This window comes from Pseudomonas sp. IT-P100, from assembly GCF_949767185.1.
Lineage (GTDB): Bacteria > Pseudomonadota > Gammaproteobacteria > Pseudomonadales > Pseudomonadaceae > Aquipseudomonas > Aquipseudomonas fluorescens_B.
In genome coordinates this window covers 93,400-111,949 of sequence record NZ_CATKQK010000001.1, presented here as the reverse complement: position 1 = coordinate 111,949, position 18,550 = coordinate 93,400, and the positions used below count along the sequence as shown (strand labels likewise).

Annotated in this window: 17 protein-coding genes; 12 read left to right on the top strand and 5 right to left on the bottom strand. The window is 60.1% G+C overall.

Annotation, left to right across the window (positions count from 1 at the left end; translation table 11 throughout):
• Positions 1-286: 286 nt before the first annotated feature.
• Entirely contained in the window at positions 287-742 is a 456-nt protein-coding gene (locus tag ACM6IQ_RS00465) for a DUF721 domain-containing protein (protein WP_017340487.1), read from the top strand.
• Between the two features lie 19 nt (positions 743-761).
• Here ACM6IQ_RS00465 and ACM6IQ_RS00460 read toward each other — a convergent pair whose 3' ends face one another.
• On the bottom strand, positions 762-2,249 hold the full coding sequence (locus ACM6IQ_RS00460) for a helicase HerA-like domain-containing protein (RefSeq protein WP_414877863.1): 1,488 nt from the start codon (positions 2,247-2,249) through the stop codon (positions 762-764).
• Positions 2,250-2,422: 173 nt separating this feature from the next.
• Between ACM6IQ_RS00460 and ACM6IQ_RS00455 the strand changes: the two genes are divergently transcribed.
• The 4 genes from ACM6IQ_RS00455 (at position 2,423) to ACM6IQ_RS00440 (ending at position 7,429) form a co-directional block, all read left to right on the top strand.
• A complete protein-coding gene (locus ACM6IQ_RS00455; protein WP_414877862.1) occupies positions 2,423-4,312 on the top strand; it encodes a methyl-accepting chemotaxis protein in 1,890 nt (629 codons plus the stop codon).
• A gap of 234 nt (positions 4,313-4,546) precedes the next feature.
• Complete coding sequence (locus ACM6IQ_RS00450) at positions 4,547-5,668, top strand: glycosyltransferase family 4 protein (RefSeq protein ID WP_414877861.1); 1,122 nt, start codon at positions 4,547-4,549, stop codon at positions 5,666-5,668.
• Positions 5,661-6,437 (top strand): DUF2334 domain-containing protein, encoded by a 777-nt coding sequence (locus tag ACM6IQ_RS00445; protein ID WP_017340491.1) that lies wholly within the window; start codon positions 5,661-5,663, stop codon positions 6,435-6,437. The genes ACM6IQ_RS00450 and ACM6IQ_RS00445 overlap by 8 nt, the downstream gene beginning before the upstream one ends.
• Positions 6,434-7,429 (top strand): lysylphosphatidylglycerol synthase transmembrane domain-containing protein, encoded by a 996-nt coding sequence (locus ACM6IQ_RS00440; protein WP_017340492.1) that lies wholly within the window; start codon positions 6,434-6,436, stop codon positions 7,427-7,429. The genes ACM6IQ_RS00445 and ACM6IQ_RS00440 overlap by 4 nt, the downstream gene beginning before the upstream one ends.
• A 78-nt stretch (positions 7,430-7,507) precedes the next feature.
• On the opposite strand, the gene ACM6IQ_RS00435 is transcribed toward ACM6IQ_RS00440, so the two are convergent.
• Together ACM6IQ_RS00435 and purU are read right to left on the bottom strand one after the other, a co-directional pair.
• Entirely contained in the window at positions 7,508-7,699 is a 192-nt protein-coding gene (locus ACM6IQ_RS00435) for a hypothetical protein (RefSeq protein WP_017340493.1), read from the bottom strand.
• An 85-nt stretch (positions 7,700-7,784) separates the two neighbouring features.
• On the bottom strand, positions 7,785-8,633 hold the full coding sequence (gene purU / locus ACM6IQ_RS00430) for a formyltetrahydrofolate deformylase (RefSeq protein WP_017340494.1): 849 nt from the start codon (positions 8,631-8,633) through the stop codon (positions 7,785-7,787).
• A gap of 339 nt (positions 8,634-8,972) precedes the next feature.
• On the opposite strand from purU, the gene mvaT reads away from it, so the two are divergent.
• Complete coding sequence (mvaT, locus tag ACM6IQ_RS00425; protein WP_007933316.1) at positions 8,973-9,350, top strand: histone-like nucleoid-structuring protein MvaT; 378 nt, start codon at positions 8,973-8,975, stop codon at positions 9,348-9,350.
• Positions 9,351-9,437: 87 nt separating this feature from the next.
• Here mvaT and sbcB read toward each other — a convergent pair whose 3' ends face one another.
• The gene (sbcB, locus tag ACM6IQ_RS00420) at positions 9,438-10,868 is read right to left on the bottom strand and encodes an exodeoxyribonuclease I (RefSeq protein ID WP_017340495.1); all 1,431 of its coding nucleotides are present in this window, start codon (positions 10,866-10,868) and stop codon (positions 9,438-9,440) included.
• Between the two features lie 184 nt (positions 10,869-11,052).
• On the opposite strand from sbcB, the gene ACM6IQ_RS00415 reads away from it, so the two are divergent.
• From ACM6IQ_RS00415 to ACM6IQ_RS00390, 6 genes are all read left to right on the top strand, one after another.
• On the top strand, positions 11,053-11,778 hold the full coding sequence (locus ACM6IQ_RS00415; protein ID WP_017340496.1) for an RDD family protein: 726 nt from the start codon (positions 11,053-11,055) through the stop codon (positions 11,776-11,778).
• Positions 11,775-12,752 (top strand): stage II sporulation protein M, encoded by a 978-nt coding sequence (locus ACM6IQ_RS00410; protein ID WP_414877860.1) that lies wholly within the window; start codon positions 11,775-11,777, stop codon positions 12,750-12,752. Before ACM6IQ_RS00415 ends, ACM6IQ_RS00410 begins: the two co-directional genes overlap by 4 nt.
• Positions 12,739-14,283, top strand: a complete 1,545-nt coding sequence (locus ACM6IQ_RS00405) for a DUF4129 domain-containing protein (RefSeq protein ID WP_414877859.1) — start codon at positions 12,739-12,741, stop codon at positions 14,281-14,283. The genes ACM6IQ_RS00410 and ACM6IQ_RS00405 overlap by 14 nt, the downstream gene beginning before the upstream one ends.
• A complete protein-coding gene (locus ACM6IQ_RS00400; RefSeq protein WP_414877858.1) occupies positions 14,280-15,443 on the top strand; it encodes a DUF4350 domain-containing protein in 1,164 nt (387 codons plus the stop codon). Before ACM6IQ_RS00405 ends, ACM6IQ_RS00400 begins: the two co-directional genes overlap by 4 nt.
• Entirely contained in the window at positions 15,440-16,441 is a 1,002-nt protein-coding gene (locus ACM6IQ_RS00395; RefSeq protein WP_017340500.1) for an AAA family ATPase, read from the top strand. Before ACM6IQ_RS00400 ends, ACM6IQ_RS00395 begins: the two co-directional genes overlap by 4 nt.
• Positions 16,442-16,631: 190 nt before the next feature.
• Positions 16,632-17,963, top strand: a complete 1,332-nt coding sequence (locus tag ACM6IQ_RS00390) for a DUF58 domain-containing protein (RefSeq protein ID WP_414877857.1) — start codon at positions 16,632-16,634, stop codon at positions 17,961-17,963.
• Here ACM6IQ_RS00390 and ACM6IQ_RS00385 read toward each other — a convergent pair.
• The gene (locus tag ACM6IQ_RS00385; RefSeq protein WP_017340502.1) at positions 17,958-18,536 is read right to left on the bottom strand and encodes a hypothetical protein; all 579 of its coding nucleotides are present in this window, start codon (positions 18,534-18,536) and stop codon (positions 17,958-17,960) included. The genes ACM6IQ_RS00390 and ACM6IQ_RS00385 overlap by 6 nt on opposite strands.
• Positions 18,537-18,550: the final 14 nt, after the last annotated feature.

The following is an 18,550-nucleotide window of genomic DNA, read 5'->3' as shown; positions in this document are numbered from 1 at the left end:
AAAGGGATGGAGGGCGGCCCCGTGAGTCGCCCGTGCAGCCCTCATGGCCGCATGCGAACGAGCATTCTACCCGGAAACGATGGTGAGGAAAGTGGCGTTGTTCCACGATGCATGCACTGCGCTGTAACGGGGCTCACTTAAAATAAGGGCGTTTTGCTGAACTTCAAGCCAGTTACGGCAGAAGTTACTTGTTGATTTAATGGGTAAAGCGCGCGCAAAGCAATGGGTCGGGTGCATCCGGTGCTTTCTGCTACCATGGCGCCTCTGTTACTTCAGGTGTCTGATCATGGCATTTCGCCCTCTTACGGCCAGAGCACCCGCCGTTCTGCTTCGCGAAGCCAAACCGCTGAAAGCCATTTTTGGCCATGCTCAACGCCTGGGTCATTTACAACGTCTGCTGGAAAGCCAATTGCAGCCTGCCGCCCGCGAGCATTGCCACGTGGCATCGTGGCGCGAAGGCAGTTTGTTGCTGATTGTCACCGATGGTCATTGGGCAACTCGTCTGCGTTATCAACAGAAGCGTCTGCAACGGCAGTTACAGATGTTTGATGAATTCGCCAGCCTGACCCGGATTCTGTTCAAGGTGCAGCCACCGACCGTTCAGCAAGGGGCGGCGGGGCATACCATCAGTTTGTCCAGCGATGCGGGCGCGACCATTCAGGCCACGGCGGAGGGGATCAGTGATCCGAATCTGCGAGCGGCGCTGGAGCGATTGGCGGCGCACGCCAAACCCAAGGATTAAAGGCTGCGATCTTTTGCTTTCAGCGGCGTTTACTGCCACCGAGCAGCGAGCCCATCAACCCGCGCACCAACTGCCGCCCCAACTGATTGGCCGCCTGTCGCATTGCCGATTTCAGTGCCTGCCCTGCCGCCGTGCCGAGGAACTCCCCAGCCTTGTCGGTGAAGCTCGGTTCCTCCGCCGCAGGTTTGCCCGGCGCCGCTTCGGGCTCTGGTGCCAATCCTTTACGCCCCATCAACACTTCATACGCCGATTCCCGATCAACCGGTTTGTCGTACCGCCCCTTGAACGGCGAGCCGGCGATCAGCAGCGTGCGTTCCGTCTCGGTTAGCGGCCCGATCCGCGATTGCGGCGGCGCGACCAATACGCGCTGGACCATCTCCGGCGTGCCCTTGTCCTGCAACGTGCCGACCAGCGCTTCGCCAATCCCCAGTTCAGTCAACACCGACAAGGCATCGAACGCCGGGTTCGGGCGGAAGCCATCGGCCACGGCCCGAAGGGATTTCTGTTCCTTGGCCGTGAACGCGCGCAAGCCATGCTGGACGCGCAGGCCAAGCTGAGCCAACACGTCATCCGGCAAGTCGCCCGGCGACTGGGTGACGAAATACACGCCGACGCCTTTCGAGCGAATCAGCCGCACCACTTGCTCCAGACGCTCCTGCAATGCCTTGGGTGTATCGGCAAACAGTAAATGGGCTTCATCGAAAAACAGCGCCAGCAACGGTTTGTCAGCATCGCCGCGTTCCGGCAGTTGTTCGAACAGTTCGGCCAGTAGCCACAAAAGGAACGTCGCGTAGACCTTGGGCGCCTCGTGCACCAGGCGACTGGCATCCAGCAAATGAATGCGCCCCCGCCCCTCGGCGGTCGGCTGCAAAATGTCTTCGAGTTGCAACGCCGGCTCGCCGAACAGTGCTTCGGCGCCCTGTTGTTCCAGAATCGCCAGGCGCCGCAACAGGGCCTGACTCGATCCCGTGGTCATCAGCGCGGCGTCGTCCCCCAGCGATTCGGGGTGGTCGCGCAGGTGATTGAGCAGTGCCTTGAGGTCCTTCAAATCCAACAGCAGCAAGCCTTCACGGTCCGCGACCTTGAACGCGGCGTACAACGCCGACTGCTGACTGTCAGTCAGTTCCAGCAGGGCGCCGATCAATAACGGTCCCATTTCGCTCAAGGTTGTGCGCAATGGATGACCGGACTGGCCGTGAATGTCCCACAGGGTGACCGGATAAGCCTGAGGCGTGTGGTTCAGCCAGGGCATCCCGGCGATGCGCTCGGCAACTTTGCCTTGAGGGTTGCCGGCCGCGCCAAGACCGCACAGGTCACCCTTGATATCCGCGGCAAACACGGCCACGCCAGCATCGCTGAACGCCTCGGCCAGTTTTTGCAAGGTGACGGTCTTGCCGGTCCCGGTAGCCCCCGCGACCAGACCGTGACGGTTCGCCAGGCGCATGGCCTGGGCGATCGGCTTCCCCGCGAGATCGGCACCGATAACGAGTTGCGATGAATCAGGCATTTGGTCACCCATGGTTAATCTTTAATGCTGCACGGCCGATATAAAAGACTGAAAAGCGTCGGTAATCCCCCTAAGGAGAGGACGGAAATATCAGCTTGTTTTCATGATCGCCCACTGCGCTTTTTCTATAAAAGCACGCCTTGGGCCTTAAGACCTTAGCGGAACCCCGAGCCATGAACAAAAATCTGCGCTTCAGCCATAAAATCCTGCTCGCCGCGGCACTCATCGTCATTGCCGCGTTCGCCTCGTTCACACTGTACAACGACTATCTGCAGCGCAACGCCATTCGCAAGGACCTGGACAACTATCTGCAAGAAATGGGCAGTGTGGCTGCCAACAATATCCAGACCTGGCTGACCGGACGCAGCTTGCTGATCGAAAACCTCTCACAAAGCATCGCGCTGAACGCCGACATCGACAACGTCGCCAAGCTGCTGGAGCAGAAAGCAGTGACGTCGACCTTCATGGGTGCCTATCTGGGCAACAAGGATGGCACCTTCATCATCCGGCCGGACAGCAAAATGCCGGAGGGCTATGACCCCCGCGCCCGTCCCTGGTACAAAAGCGCCCAAAGCACCAGCGGCCCGGCACTGACTGAACCCTATATCGATCTGGCCTCCGGCCAGCTGGTCATCTCCATCGTCAATAGCGTCCTCAAGGACGGTCAGAACATCGGCGTGGCCGGCGGCGACCTGAGCCTGCAAGTGATCGCCGACAGCCTGAATGCGATGGACTTCAACGGTATGGGTTATGCGTTCCTGATCAGCGCCGACGGCAAGATTCTGGTGCACCCGGACAAAGCGCTGGTGATGAAATCACTGGCCGAGGCGTACCCGAAAGATACACCGCGCATCAGCAGCGATTTCAGTGAAGTTGAAGTCGATGGCAAAACCCGCATCGTCACGTTCACGCCGATCAAAGGCCTGAATTCCGTCAACTGGTACATCGGTCTGTCGGCGGATAAAGGCAAAGCCTTTGCGAAGCTCAGCGAATTCCGCGCCTCGGCGGTCGTGGCGACCATCATCGCGGTCGCCATCATCATCGCCCTGCTGGGCATGTTGATCCGCCTCCTGATCCAGCCGCTGCACGTCATGACGCGCGCCATGGCCGATATCGCCGATGGTGAGGGCGACCTGACCAAACGCCTGACTATCCAGAACAACGATGAATTCGGCGTGCTCGGCACCGCGTTCAACCGTTTCGTGGAGCGCATTCACGGTTCGATCCGCGAAGTGTCGTCGGCGACCGGCCAGGTCAACGAAGTCGCCCTGCGCGTGGTCGCGGCCTCCAACTCGTCGATGTACAACTCCGACCAACAAGCTTCGCGCACCAGCAGCGTCGCCGCCGCCATCAACCAGCTCGGTGCCGCGGCCCAGGAAATTGCGCGCAACGCCGCCCAGGCCTCGAGTCAGGCCAGCGACGCCCGCAGCCTCGCCGAAGACGGCCAGCAAGTGGTGGATCGCAGCATTGTCGCGATGAACCAACTGTCGAGCATGCTCAGCGCCTCCAGCACCAACATCGAATCGCTGAACAGCAAAACCGTGAACATCGGGCAGATCCTCGAAGTGATCACCAGCATTTCCCAGCAAACCAACCTGCTGGCGCTCAATGCTGCGATCGAGGCCGCTCGTGCCGGTGAAGCCGGGCGTGGTTTCGCCGTGGTGGCCGATGAGGTGCGCAACCTGGCGCACCGCACGCAGGAATCGGCGCAACAGGTGCAGACCATGATCGAGGAGCTGCAAGTCGGCGCCCGCGAATCCGTCAGCACCATGAGCGACAGCCAGCGTCACAGCCAGGACAGCGTGGAAATCGCCAACCTGGCGGGCGAGCGCCTGAACAGCGTGACCTTGCGCATTGGCGAGATCGACGGGATGAACCAGTCGGTGGCCACGGCAACCGAGGAACAGACGGCGGTGGTCGAGTCGATCAATGTCGACATCACCGAGATCAACACGCTGAACCAGGAAGGCGTGGAAAACCTGCAATCGACATTGCGGGCGTGTTCGGACCTGGAGCAGCAGGCGGCGCGCCTCAAGCAATTGGTGGGCAGTTTCCGTATTTAGTGTTTCCCGGACCTGTGGTGAGGGAGCTTGCTCCCGCTGGGTCGCGAAGCGAGCCCAACATTCTGTGGGTGTGTCAGATCTGACGCACCGTCTGAATGACGACGGCTTCGCAGCCGAGCGGGAGCAAGCTCCCTCGCCACATAACGGTCCAAAGTTCCAGCCCCCGCCACAAAACCCCAACCGAACATCTATCCTTCATAAAGGTCAACCAACGGAGAACAACGGATCGGAGGAATGCTCATCGTGCATATCGCTGACATCACCATGTTCTACGCCCCTGCCAGCGGTGGCGTGCGCACGTATCTGGATGCTAAACACCGTCGCTTGGGTATCAAGCCCGGCATTCGTCACAGCCTGCTGATCCCCGGCGCACACTTGGGTGAACAGGATGGCATTTACACGGTTCCAGCCCCCGCCCTGCCCTTCGGCAAGGGTTACCGTTTCCCTCTGCGCCTCGCGCCCTGGCGCAATGTCCTTCAGGATTTGCAACCCGATCTGATCGAAGTCGGCGACCCGTACCTCACGGCCTGGGCGGCGCTCGACGCCCGGCGACAACTCGATGTGCCAGTGATCGGCTTTTATCACTCGGACCTGCCGCTGCTGGTCAGTAACCGCATGGGCAACTGGGTCACCACCAATGTCGAGGCCTACGTCAGCAAGCTATACGGTAATTTCGACCGGGTGCTGGCGCCGAGCCGGATCATGGCCGACAAATTGATTACCCTGGGGGTGAAGAACGTTTTCGTCCAACCCCTGGGTGTCGACCTGCACACCTTCCATCCCGATGCACGGGACCCGGGCCTGCGCGCAGAACTGGGCATCGATGAAAATACCCATCTGCTGATTTTCGCCGGACGCGGCTCCAAGGAAAAAAACCTGCCGGTGTTGCTCGACTGCATGAAGCGCCTGGGCCGCCGCTATCACTTGTTGTTGGTGGGTTCGTCGATGCCGGCGGTGGTGCCGGACAACGTGACGGTGGTCGATGAGTTCTGCCCGGCGACGCAAGTGGCACGGCTGATGGCCAGTGCCGACGCGCTGCTGCATGCCGGCGATCAGGAAACCTTCGGCCTGGTGATTCTCGAAGCCATGGCTTGCGGCATTCCAGTGGTGGCCGTGGCAGCCGGGGCCTTTCAGGAAATCATCAACTCAGACTGCGGCCTGCTTTGCGCGCCGAACAACTCAATGGCGATGGCCAACGCCGTTCGGGAGTTGTTCGGTTCGGGCAGTGCCGTTCTGGGCCAACAGGCTCGCAGTCATGTCGAGCGCCATTATTCCTGGGACACGGTGGTCAACAGTCTGCTGGGCCATTATTACGCCGTCCTCGGCAGCCAATGGCCGCGGATCGCCAATGGCTGAGCCCATGAACGCGCCCAGCCTGCTATTGGTGTTGCACGACGTCGCCCCACAAACCTGGGCCGACTACCAACCCTTTGTCGAAGCCGTCGACGCCTTGGGCGCAGTGCCGATGACCTGGCTGGTGGTGCCGGACTTTCACAAACACAACGATCTTGAGGCCCATCCGGGATTTCGACGGATGCTCACCCGCCGTGTCGCCCGAGGTGACGAACTGGCGCTGCACGGCTATTTTCATTGCGATGAAAGCCCGCCCCCCCACACACCGCGAGACTGGTTCATGCGTCGCATCTACACCCACGAGGGCGAGTTTTACAGCCTGTCTCAGGAAGCCGCCCTCGCACGTCTGCATGCCGGCATTGAAGTGTTCCATCGCTACCACTGGCCGCTGGAGGGTTTTGTCGCCCCGGCCTGGCTGATGAGCGAAGGAACGCGCCAGGCCTTGCGCCAGTTACCCTTGAGTTACACCAGCGATCCGCAGCACCTGTATCGCCTGCCGGATTTCACCCCGGTCGATGCGCCGGGGTTGGTGTGGAGTGCACGCAGTGCCTGGCGTCGGGGTGTATCGAAGCTGGTCAGCGATCAGCGTGAACACCGCTGGCGTCGCGCTGCGGTGATTCGCCTGGGGTTGCACCCGGTGGACATGCGTCACCCTTTCTCACGCAATTATTGGCTGCAAACCCTCAAGCGCCTGCTTGACGAGGGCCGTGTGCCGATGACCAAGGCGCGGTGGCTGACGCTGCACACCGACCGCGTCGGTCGCGCCGCATGAGCCGCGCAATTGTGTTGTTTGTCGCGCTGCTCGTTGCGGTGCTGATTCCTCTGTTACTTGGCGGTAACCAGACCTGGTCGCGACTGCAGAGTTTTCCATTGAACTGGCTGTTGATCATGTTCGGCATGATCCTGCTGTGCTGGGTGGTGAACACGATGCGCTTGCGCCTGTTGCTGGGTGATCAGCGCGACAAGGTCAGTCCGGTCAAAAGCCTTGGCGTGGTGATGGCGGCCGAGTTCGCCTACTGCGCCACGCCGGGCGGCAGCGGCGGACCGCTGACGATCATGGCGCTGCTGGCACGCAACGGCGTGCGCCCGGCACGGGGTAGCGCCGTCTTCGCCATGGATCAACTGAGCGACCTGCTGTTCTTTCTCTGCGCGTTAATCGGGATTCTGATTTATGCGCTGTTCCAGCACCTCAGCGAACGCATGGAATGGCTGCTGACGGTCAGTGCCATTTCGATGTTTGGCGGGCTGCTCAGTTGCGTGGTGATCGCGCGCTATCATCGGCTGCTGATTCGCCTGAGTGGACGCTTGCTCGTGCGCCTGAATGTCAAAGGCAGCACGCGAATGCGTTGGGCACGAAAACTCCTGCATTTTCTGGCGGCATTCACTGACACGCTGAAGTTGCCCGCTCAGACGTTGATCAAGGTGTTTGTCCTGACCTGTGTGCATTGGGTCCTGCGCTATAGCGTGTTGTACCTGGCGTTGCGCGGGCTCGGTGCGGATTTGCAGTGGGCCTGGAGTTTTCTGATCCAGATGCTTTCGCTGAGCGCGGGGCAATTCAGCCTGTTGCCGGGTGGCGCAGGGGCTGCGGAATTGACCTCGGCCGCGCTGCTGGCACCCATGGTGGGGAAATCCACGGCGGCGGCGGCGATTCTGATTTGGCGGGCAGTGACTTATTACTTTTATCTGGTGGTTGGGGGACCGGTGTTTTTGTTGATGCTTGGGCGGCCGTTGTTGAAGAAGTTGATGAGGTTTAGGCAGGCTTAGGGGGGGTGTTTTTTGTTGCATACATATCCGGTGCTGCAGCAACGGATATGCACACAAAAAGCGACCGCACGCCAAACCTCAAGACCGCTTCACCGGCAATCCAGCTCCTTCAGGGCCAGAATCCGGATTCAACGCCTCCCACAACTCCGCCGCCCCCGGAAACTCCGTCCCGTCTTCAGGGCTCAAGTCATCCGGGTCGTAGCGGCTCAAACACCCCTCCCCCAATGTCGCGGGGGCCTTGGAAGTAGCTTTGTCCAGTGGATCGGCCATGGTCATGTCCTCAGTGCAGAAACGGCGAAGGGCCTGAGCGATTGAACGCCCAGGCCCTTCGAATTTCAACCGTGTCGTGCGGGGATCAGAACACCACGGTCTTGTTGCCATGCACCAGCACCCGGTCTTCCAGGTGATAACGCAGACCACGAGCCAACACCATCTTCTCGACATCACGCCCGAAACGCACCATGTCTTCGATGCTGTCGCTGTGGCTGACACGCACCACGTCCTGCTCGATGATCGGGCCGGCATCCAGCTCTTCAGTGACATAGTGGCACGTCGCACCGATCAGCTTTACCCCACGCAGGGAAGCCTGGTGATAAGGCTTGGCGCCGACGAACGACGGCAGGAAGCTGTGGTGAATGTTGATGACCTTGTGCGCATATTCACTGCACAACTCGGGCGGCAGGATTTGCATGTAACGGGCAAGTACCACCACTTCGGCTTCGTGCTGTTTGACCAGGCGCGAGACTTCGGCGAACGCCGGTTCTTTATCCTGTGGATTGACCGGCACGTGGTAGTAAGGAATACCGTGCCACTCGACCATGCTACGCAAATCGTCATGGTTGGAAATCACGCAGGAGATTTCGCAGTCCAGTTCATCGCTGTGCCAGCGGTGCAGCAAGTCTGCCAGGCAATGAGACTCGCGGCTGGCCATCAACACCACGCGCTTTTTCTGCGCGGTATCAGTAATGCGCCAGTTCATCGAGAACTCTTCGGCAATCGGCGCGAACGCTTCGCGGAAGGCCTCGATACCAAAAGGCAGCGAATCGGCCCGAATTTCGTGACGCATGAAGAACCAGCCACTGAGATTATCCGAGTGATGGCTCGCTTCAGTGATCCAGCCGTTATGTGACGCCAGAAAGTTACTGACTTTAGCAACGATGCCGACGCGGTCCGGGCAAGCAATCACCAGCCGAAAAGTGCGCATGGGGGGGAAACTCCAGAACTTCGCAAAGGCCGCATTCTAGCGATTGCGCGGAAAAACTGCAGTATAGATGACACCTTGCGTTGTGCGGGGATGGCAGGCACACGCGTTGAAAGCACTCGCTCACCCGCGCAATGGTGCTCTTGTTGCCAATCTTCAAGTGCTCAATTGTGAATATCTGTGATACCTGGGTCACACTATTTAACTGCGCATCCAGCGTGCGCCCTATTCACGACAACTAATTCAAATAAACTCCGGTTTAATTGTTTACTTGATGAAACACCCTGACTATTATTGCCGCACTGTCACCTGCCATCCAGCGCTTAACATAAGGTAGTCCCCATGTCCTTGATCAACGAATATCGCGCCACCGAAGAAGCTATCAAAGAGCTGCAAGCCCGTTTGAAGAACCTGTCCCAAGACGACAAACTGCAAACCGAGCTGGAATTCGAAGGCAAACTGCGCACCCTGATGGGCGAATACTCCAAGTCCCTGCGTGACATCATCGCGTTGCTGGATCCAGAATCCAAAACCAAGGCACCACGCGGCGGCGCAGTAAAAACTACTGGCACCAAGCGTGCTCGCAAAGTTAAACAATACAAAAACCCGCACAACGGTGAAGTCATCGAAACCAAAGGTGGCAACCACAAGACTCTGAAAGAGTGGAAAGCCAAGTGGGGCGGTGACGTGGTTGAAGGCTGGGCTACCCTGCTGGGCTAAGCCACAACGCTTTTCGCTGCAAAAGAAGAACGCCAGCAAACGCTGGCGTTTTTTTATGCCCGGCATTCAGTGCCGGGCATTTCAGTTTCAAAGATTCAAACGTTTGCGCAATGCCTGGACATAATTGCTCCACTCGTTGAGCACCTCTTGCTGGAATGGCGTCGCCGTAATGTTCAAGTGGGCTGCGGCCTCTGCAAAAGTTTCCAGCGTATTGGGCGCTCCCCACTCAGGATCTGACAAACGTTGCTGACAGAATATTCGCCAACGTTCTTGCTCTTCGAAACTCAACGTGTCGGGAAAGTTACGTGCTCGATATCGAAACAATAATTCGGGTAAACGTTCATCATCGAAAGGCCATTGTACCTTTGCTAATTGCGCCGGGTCAGCTGCCCGGACTTGCTCACAAAGGCGCCGATCCCGATCACCAATAAAACCATCGTATAACTGTTGCTCGGGGTCCTTGCTCTGGGTGAAATCCTCGCTGGCATAAATGGCCTGAACTTTATCTCGCCAAACTTGCTGTGCGTCACTTAGCCGCAGCGTGCGCTCCTGATATAACGCCATGTCCAGCCCCAGGCGTTGCTGATCAACGGGACGAAGTACCGACAGGGGCGCGACCACCGGGCATTTGTTGATGTGGATAAGCTTGAGCGGCACCGGCAACTCGCCCTCGGCCAGATCATCGCGACGGGTATACAGGCGCTGGCGCAAGGCGTCAGCATCCAGATCAAGCAAGCCCTGGGGATCCAGGTGCAAGTCGCAGACAATCAACGCGTTCTTGTTGCGCGGGTGCCAGGCCAGCGGCAGCACCACGCCGACATAACTGCGTGCCGCCGAAAAGCGCCCGGAAATGTGCACCATCGGCTGCAACAGCCGAATCTGATCCATCACTTTTTGTTTACCGCGCAACTGAAACAGCCAGTCGTACAGCTTCGGTTGTTTTTCTCGAATCAGACGCGCCAGCGCAATGGTCGCTCGAACGTCCGACAGCGCTTCGTGAGCATTGCCGTGATCGATGCCATTGGCGGCGGTCAGGCGTTCGAGTTTGAGCGTTACCCGCCCCTCGTCATCCTTGGGCCAGACGAGGCCATCCGGACGCAAGGCATAGGCGGCGCGCACCACGTCGATCAAATCCCAACGACTGTTACCGCCCTGCCACTCGCGCGCGTACGGGTCGAAAAAATTGCGATACAGGCTGTAACGAGTCATCTCGTCGTCGAAGCGCAAGGTGTTGTAACCCGCGCCACACGTGCCCGGCGCCGCCAGTTGGGCATGCACCCGGGTCATGAAATCCGCTTCGCTCAAACCGTGCCCGGCCAATTGGCCCGGTGTGATGCCAGTGATCGCGCAAGCCGCCGGATGCGGCAGGATGTCCTCGCTGGGCTGGCAGTAAAGATTGACCGGCTCGTCGATGACATTGAGATCGAAGTCAGTGCGAAGCCCCGCCACTTGCAGCGGACGGTCGCAACGGGGGTTGATGCCGGTGGTTTCATAGTCGTACCAGAAGATCGAGGTCACGGGCTATTCCTGAACTGAAGATCGGCGAAGTCTAGGCGTTTGCATCCCGCCCCGGCCAGTGATCTTGCATTCAATCACCTCTCGCCACGCACCGTGCAATACATAGTTATGTCGTTTTCCCCCAAGAGGCTGCTAGCATCGGCCGGACAGAGAATCCCGATCAGGCCACATCATCAGGTTGCCCATGCTCGAGACCGCAGCACTGCCAAGGAAAGCGACGCTGTCCCCGCCACTGGATACGCGGTATCAGGTTGAAACGCCGGAAGGCATCGACTTGCCACTGCGCCCGGCCGGGTTGATGGTGCGTGCGCTGGCGTTCTCCATCGATCTCGGACTGCGCGGCTTGATCCTGGGCCTGCTGTTCATTGTCCTCGCGTTCCTGGGAAAACTTGGCGCCGGGCTGGGCTCTATCCTGCTGTTCGGGGTGAGCTGGTGGTACATGGTGCTGTTCGAGGTGCTCAATCACGGGCGCTCGCCGGGCAAGCAATGGATGGGCCTGCGGGTGGTGCAGGACGATGGCACGCCGATCGGCTGGTCCGCATCGTTGTTGCGCAACCTGCTGCGCTTTGTCGACCTGTTGCCGTTCGGCTATTTCCTCGGCGCCATCAGTTGCCTGCAACACCCCAGCTTCAAACGCCTCGGCGACCTGGCCGCCGGTACGCTGGTGATCTACCGCGAGCAGCCGCTCACCCGACCGCAACTGCCGGACGCCGAGCCGCGGCGTCCGCCGTTTGCCCTGACGCTGCCCGAGCAACGCGCCATCCTCGGGTTTGCCGAACGCCAGGGCGAACTCTCCGAAGCGCGGGTCACGGAACTCGCTTCCATCCTCGCGCAACCGTTGAAGGTTTCAGCACCACGCGCCGTGGCGGAACTCAACGGCATCGCCCGCGGCTTGTTGGGCCCCGCATGAAGCAAAGTCTTTTCGAGAATCGCCACAAGGCTGAATGGGCGCAATTTTCCCTCCTGCTCGACAGGCTGGAGCGGAACAAGGACACCACACGGATCGCCAGTTTTCCGACAGACTATCGGAGGCTCTGCCAGCATCTGGCTCTGGCCCAGGAACGCGGCTACAGCAGTTTTCTGATCGACTCGTTGCAGCAACAGGTGCTGCGCGGGCACCAACAGCTTTATCAGCATCGCAGCCGACTGGGTGCCAACGCGCTGGGTTTCATCCTGGCGGACTTCCCGCGACTGGTACGTGAGCAGTGGCGTTTCGTGCTCGCCGCCAGCCTGTTGTTTTTTGGCAGCCTGATCGGCTTTGCCGTGCTGGTGTATCTGTTCCCGGACCTGGTCTACAACCTGATCCCGGCCGAACAGGTCAGTGAAATGCAAGGCATGTACGACCCTGTCGCCGGCCACCTTGGACGCTCGGCGGAACGGGCGGCCAGTGAAGACTGGGTGATGTTCGGTTTCTACATCATGCACAACATCGGCATTGCCTTTCAGACCTTCGCCAGCGGTTTGCTGTTTGGCCTGGGCAGCGCGTTTTTCCTGTTCTTCAACGGTTTGATGATCGGCGCGGTGGCCGGGCATCTGACTCAGATCGGCTACGGACAAACCTTCTGGTCCTTCGTGATCGGCCACGGTGCCTTCGAACTCAGCGCCATTGCCCTGGCAGGTGCCGCCGGCCTGCAACTGGGCTGGGCCTTGATTGCACCGGGACGACTGCCGCGCGCCGAAGCCCTGCGCGTGGCGGCGCGCAAAAGTGTGCTGCTGATCTGCGGGGTCATGCTGTTTCTGTTGATCGCGGCCTTTATCGAAGCCTACTGGTCGTCGATGACCGGGCCAGCACCGATGACCAAATATCTGGTCGGCGCGTCGCTGTGGTTTTTGGTAGCGATGTACCTGCTGTTTGCCGGACGGACCCGCCATGCGCCTGAGTGACGCGACCGTGGTGATCCGCCCTCGAACCACCTGGGAAGCCATGGACCTGGGCGTGCTGCTGAGCCAGCGGCACCGACGCCTGCTGATGGCCAGCTGGGCCATCATGACCCTGCCGGTTTTCGCCCTGCTCACCTTGCTGCTGTGGGATTCTCCCTCACTCGTCGCGTTTATCTTCTGGTGGCTGAAACCGGCGTTTGAACGTCTGCCGCTGCACATACTCTCCAAAGCGATGTTCGGTGAAACGCCCACGCTGAAACAGGCGTTGCGCCAGTGGCCACGCCTGCTCAAGCCGCAACTGCTGGCCAGCCTGACCTGGCGACGCTTGAGCCTGAGTCGCAGTTTCCTGTTGCCGGTGGTGCAACTCGAAGGCCTGAGTGGCCAAGCGCGGCAACAGCGCTTGCAAGTGCTGTTGCAACGCGACGGCGGTGCAGCGCGGTGGCTGACGATCATCGGCGTACATCTGGAAAGTGCGCTGTGGATCGGCCTGATGGTGCTGTTCTACCTGCTCCTGCCGCCACAAGTCGAACTCGACTGGAGCTGGCAGACCTTGCTGTCCGCCGCCACACAGGACTGGCGCTGGCTGGAGCACCTGACGAATGCGTTTTACGTGATGGTGCTGGTGGTGTGGGAACCGATCTACGTGGCCTGCGGGTTCAGTCTTTACCTGAACCGGCGCACGGTGCTGGAGGCCTGGGACATCGAGCTGGTATTCCGCCGCCTGCGCCAACGGGTGAGCGGTGCCGCCCTCACGCTACTGCTGGCAGCATTTCTATTGATGCCAACCGGGCAAAACCTCTGGGCCGCCGAACCGGCCATTGCTCCCGACAGTCCGCGTCTGCTGGGCCAGCCACTGACCAGCCAGGCGTCCCGGGACAGCATCAAGGCGATCCTCGATCAGCCACCGTTCAAGAACAAGGAAACCGTCACGCGCTATCGTTTTGGCGAGGACAAGCCATCCGCCGAAAACCCTGACGATGGCAAAGCCCCTGAATGGCTGAAGACCCTATTCAAGTTGCTGGACAACCAGCGCTTCGGCGCGTTGGCGACCTTGATTGAAGTGCTGCTCTGGGGCGCCGTCATCGGCGCGATCGGTTTATTGATCTGGCGTTACCGGGCATGGTTGCAGGCCTTCGTCAGTCGCCGACCGGCGTTGAAGGGCAAAGTCACGCGGCCGTTACCGCAGCAGGCATTCGGCCTGGACCTGAGCCGCGAAACCCTGCCCGCAGACATTGCTGCCAGCGCCGAAAGCCTCTGGCAATCCAGCCCTCGCGAGGCGCTCGGCTTGCTCTATCGCGCGCTGCTCAGTCATTTGCTGCACGATTACAACATGGCGCTGAAACCTGCCGACACCGAGGGCCAGGTGCTGGAGCGTGTCGAAAAACTGCAACAGCCCGCCCTGTTGGCCTTCAGCAAAAACCTGACCGGGCACTGGCAAAACATGGCCTATGGGCATCGCCTGCCACCGGCACATTTACAACAGGAACTGTGTGACGGCTGGCGGACCTTGTTCGGTCCGGGGGCTACGCATTGAACCGCCGATTGTGGCTCGCCGCCGGCGTATTCATCGCCGTGCTGCTGGGCGCGTTGAGTCTTTATCTGTACGCCAGGGCGACGCCCTATCAGGCAGATATCGATCACGGCCCTTCACCCGAAGCCCAGGCCAACCCTTATCTGGCCGCCGAACATTTCCTGCGCCAACAGGGCCTGACCGTCAGCCACGCCAACAGCCTCGATCTCCTGCCCACGCTGGAGCCCCGGCAACGCAGCCTGTTGTTGCTCGGCGACCGCTCCGGCATGACCCCGCGCCAGATCGATCAAGTGCTGAACTGGACCCGCGCCGGTGGCCGTCTTCTATTCATCGCCGAGTCGTTGTGGGATGAAAAACTGGGCCAGAGCAATGACCTGTTGCTCGACCGGGTCCAGCTGCACCAGTCATTGAGCAAAGACCTGAAGGACCCGCCGCCCGACACCGGCAAGGACCCCTACCCCAAACTGACCAAGCTGTACCTCGAGGACGAAGACGCGCCAGCCTATGCCACCTTCGATACCGCGTTCCATCTCGAAGACCCGAAAAATCTCGCCCAAGCCTGGGCCAACAGCGGCAAGGCCACGCACATGATGCAGCTGAACCACGGGCTCGGTTCGATCATCGTGGTCACCGATGCCGACCTGTGGAAAACCCCGGCCATCGACCGGTACGACAACGCCTGGCTGCTCTGGTACCTGACCGCGGACACGAAGGTGACCCTGCTGTTCAACACCGATCACGACAGCCTGCTGGCGTTGTTGTTGCGTTACTTCCCCCAGGCGCTGGTGGCCCTCATCGCCCTGATCGGCCTGTGTCTGTGGCATGTCGGCGTGCGCCACGGCCCGTTGATCGAACCCGCCCCGAGCGCTCGCCGGCAACTCCACGAACACTTGCGAGCCAGCGCCTATTTCATGTGGCGCCGCACCGGCCAAGCCAGCCTGTTGCAAGCCTTGCAGCAGGACATCCTGCGCCGGATGCGGCGCCGTCATCCCGGTTTTGAACAACTCGGCGTCGCCGAACAATGGCTGGTGCTCGCACGCCTGACCGGTCAACCCACACGCGCTATCAGCCAGGCCATGAGCCCGCGACCGAAGCAACGGCTGTCCAGCGTTGAATTCAGCCGTCAGGTCGCCCACCTGCAAACCTTGAGGAATGCCTTATGAGTGAACAGATCGAGCCCGGCGCACCGAGCCATGCCGCGCAGCAACGCCAGCGCGCCAGTCAGTTGGCCCAAGCGGTAAGAGCGGAGCTGCAAAAAGCCGTCATCGGCCAGAACACGGTGATCGACGATGTACTCACCGCGCTGATTGCCGGCGGCCACGTGCTGCTCGAAGGTGTGCCGGGGTTGGGCAAGACCTTGTTGGTGCGCGCCCTCGCCCGCTGCTTCGGCGGCGAATTCGCGCGTATCCAGTTCACCCCGGACCTGATGCCCAGCGACGTCACCGGGCACGCGGTGTACGACCTGCAGACCGAGCAATTCAAACTGCGCAAAGGTCCGTTGTTTACCAACCTGCTGCTCGCCGACGAGATCAACCGCGCCCCGGCGAAAACCCAGGCCGCATTGCTCGAAGCCATGCAGGAACGGCAAGTCACCCTCGAAGGCCGGGCCCTGCCCATCGTGCAGCCGTTCATGGTGCTCGCCACGCAAAACCCCATCGAACAGGAAGGCACGTATCCCCTGCCGGAAGCCGAGCTGGACCGCTTCATGCTCAAAGTGCGCATGGACTACCCCGACGCCGATCAGGAGTTGGACATGGTGCGCCAGGTCAGCCGCTCGACCCGGGCCGACATGCTCGACGTGCAACCGCTGCGCACTGTGTTGCAAGCCAAGGACGTGCTGGCCCTGCAGCGCATCGCCAGCGATCTGCCGCTGGACGACCAGGTTCTCGATTACGCCGTACGCCTCGCGCGCACGACCCGCAGTTGGCCCGGCCTGACCTTCGGCGCCGGGCCTCGGGCCTCCATTGCGCTGGTGCGCTGCGCTCGGGCGCGCGCCTTGCTGCGTGGCGGCGAATTCGTGATTCCGGACGACATCAAGGGCTGCGCGCTGGCGGTGCTGCGCCATCGCGTACGCATCGCGCCGGAGCTGGATATCGAAGGGCTGGAGGTCGATCACGTGCTACAGCAATTGCTCGATCAAGTGCCGGCGCCGCGCTTGTGATCACATCTCTGTCACACACACACCCTGTGGCGAGGGAGCTCGCTCCCGCTCGTCTGCGCAGCAGTCGTAAACCCGGCGGTTACGATGTGCCTGACAAACCACGTCGACTGATTTTGGGGCTGCTGCGCAACCCAGCGGGAGTAAGCTCCCTCGCCACAAAAAGAACTCCGGCGACAAAAGGTGTGCGCAGATGAAACCCTCGCGTCTGCTGCTGATCTGGCTGGCATTGCTGCTGGCCATTGGCATCGTGCTCGGTACATTGCGGGCGCTGGACATCGCCGTTTCATCCACGCTGTTGTCGATCAACTGGGGGTTGCTGCTGGCGCTACTGGCCCTGGCAATACTCGATGCTGTACGCCTCAAACGCCTGCCCTCGCCCCGGATAACAAGACAAATGCCCGGCAGCCTGGCACTCGGCCGCTGGAGGGAAGTGCGACTGGAGGTTGAACACGACTGTCCCCAGCCACTGACTATCCGGATTTTTGACCACGTACCCGACGGCCTGAGCTTCGAAAACCTGCCCTTGTCGCTCGAACTTCAACCCGGCCAGCACAGCCAGGCCGGCTATCGCCTGCGCCCGCTCAAGCGCGGCCACTTCACCTTCGAACACTGCGAAATCAACCTGCCGAGCCCCTTGGGCCTATGGTCCGGCAAACGTCTGCCAAAGGTGTCCGACCACACCCGCGTGTACCCCGACTTCGCCCGCCTTTACGGCGGCCAACTGTTGGCTGTGGACAACTGGCTCAGCCAGCTCGGCGTGCGCCAGCGGCAGCGACGCGGCCTGGGCCTGGAGTTTCATCAGCTACGGGAATTTCGCGAAGGCGACAGCTTGCGCCAGATCGACTGGAAAGCCACCGCTCGCCAACGCACACCGATTGCCCGGGAGTATCAGGACGAACGCGATCAGCAAATCATTTTCATGCTCGACTGCGGTCGACGCATGCGCAGCCACGATGGTGAATTGGCGCATTTCGATCACGCGCTTAACGCGTGCCTGTTGCTTAGTTACGTGGCGTTGCGTCAGGGGGATGCGGTGGGGCTCTACACCTTCGCCAGCGATCAGCCACGTTATCTTGCGCCGGTGAAAGGCACTGGCCAACTCAACGTATTGCTCAACACGGTCTACGACCTGAACAGCACTCAACGCAGTGCGGACTATCAAGCGGCTGCAACTCAACTGCTGGCCCGACAAAAACGCCGGGCATTGGTGATTCTGGTCACAAATCTACGCGACGAAGACGATGAAGAACTCCTCACCGCCGTCAATCGGCTGAACAAGCAACATCGGGTACTTGTCGCCAGCCTGAGAGAAGACGTACTCGACAGCCTGCGCGAGTCCCCCGTGCAAACGTTGAACGAAGCGCTGACGTATTGCGGGACCGTGGATTATTTAAATGCGCGGGCCGAATGCCATGAGCGGTTGAACGCTCATGGCGTGCCGGTGGTGGATACACGTTCCAACACGCTAGGCGCACAACTGGTAACGCACTATCTGAGCTGGAAGCGGGCCGGAAAACTATGACACCGCCGACGTGGAAAAAACGGCAGGTAGAATCTCTCGGCCATCCAATAACATCGACCTCAACTCCAAAGGAGCCAGTCGCAGATCAAACTTGAAGTCCGTGACGTTGATACCTTCACGACTCCCTCCCGTGGCAGCGGTCACCACCAGATCGATCTTTTTATCCGTGGGTAATAGTCCTTCAAGTTCTATTGGCGGATAAGGTCTAAGTTCAGCCAATGGTGCAGGATCTGCCGTCCCTGAGTTGTCTTGTGATTTTCTGCTCATGAAAGCCTCGTCAAAAATGACGTCTCCGCTCTCGTTTTGTATCGTGACGTTGCTGGGTCTGGCGCCCAACCCCTCATAGCTGAACGAAAACCAATAGAGAGCCTTCTTATCGGGAGCTGGAGCTATCGGCAGATCAACACTGCAACGGACAGTCGCCTCGTTGTTGAGTTGTAGATAAAACTTGCCCGTCACACTGTCCTCACGCACCAGATGTGAACCCTCGACAGTCCAGGTATCTTGCCACCCGGAGGAGAAGCCGCCGTGCTCAATCAAATTCCTTCCTTCGACCAACTCATTACTAGTCATGATGACCTCTCCTC

Bases quoted from the DNA above. Each gene is read 5' to 3' on its own strand.
- ACM6IQ_RS00465 (WP_017340487.1), top strand. From the start codon at position 287: ATGGCATTTCGCCCTCTTACGGCCAGAGCACCCGCCGTTCTGCTTCGC.
- ACM6IQ_RS00460 (WP_414877863.1), bottom strand. From the start codon at position 2,249: ATGCCTGATTCATCGCAACTCGTTATCGGTGCCGATCTCGCGGGGAAG.
- ACM6IQ_RS00455 (WP_414877862.1), top strand. From the start codon at position 2,423: ATGAACAAAAATCTGCGCTTCAGCCATAAAATCCTGCTCGCCGCGGCA.
- ACM6IQ_RS00450 (WP_414877861.1), top strand. From the start codon at position 4,547: ATGCTCATCGTGCATATCGCTGACATCACCATGTTCTACGCCCCTGCC.
- ACM6IQ_RS00445 (WP_017340491.1), top strand. From the start codon at position 5,661: ATGGCTGAGCCCATGAACGCGCCCAGCCTGCTATTGGTGTTGCACGAC.
- ACM6IQ_RS00440 (WP_017340492.1), top strand. From the start codon at position 6,434: ATGAGCCGCGCAATTGTGTTGTTTGTCGCGCTGCTCGTTGCGGTGCTG.
- ACM6IQ_RS00435 (WP_017340493.1), bottom strand. From the start codon at position 7,699: ATGGCCGATCCACTGGACAAAGCTACTTCCAAGGCCCCCGCGACATTG.
- purU (WP_017340494.1), bottom strand. From the start codon at position 8,633: ATGCGCACTTTTCGGCTGGTGATTGCTTGCCCGGACCGCGTCGGCATC.
- mvaT (WP_007933316.1), top strand. From the start codon at position 8,973: ATGTCCTTGATCAACGAATATCGCGCCACCGAAGAAGCTATCAAAGAG.
- ACM6IQ_RS00415 (WP_017340496.1), top strand. From the start codon at position 11,053: ATGCTCGAGACCGCAGCACTGCCAAGGAAAGCGACGCTGTCCCCGCCA.
- ACM6IQ_RS00410 (WP_414877860.1), top strand. From the start codon at position 11,775: ATGAAGCAAAGTCTTTTCGAGAATCGCCACAAGGCTGAATGGGCGCAA.
- ACM6IQ_RS00405 (WP_414877859.1), top strand. From the start codon at position 12,739: ATGCGCCTGAGTGACGCGACCGTGGTGATCCGCCCTCGAACCACCTGG.
- ACM6IQ_RS00395 (WP_017340500.1), top strand. From the start codon at position 15,440: ATGAGTGAACAGATCGAGCCCGGCGCACCGAGCCATGCCGCGCAGCAA.
- ACM6IQ_RS00390 (WP_414877857.1), top strand. From the start codon at position 16,632: ATGAAACCCTCGCGTCTGCTGCTGATCTGGCTGGCATTGCTGCTGGCC.
- ACM6IQ_RS00385 (WP_017340502.1), bottom strand. From the start codon at position 18,536: ATGACTAGTAATGAGTTGGTCGAAGGAAGGAATTTGATTGAGCACGGC.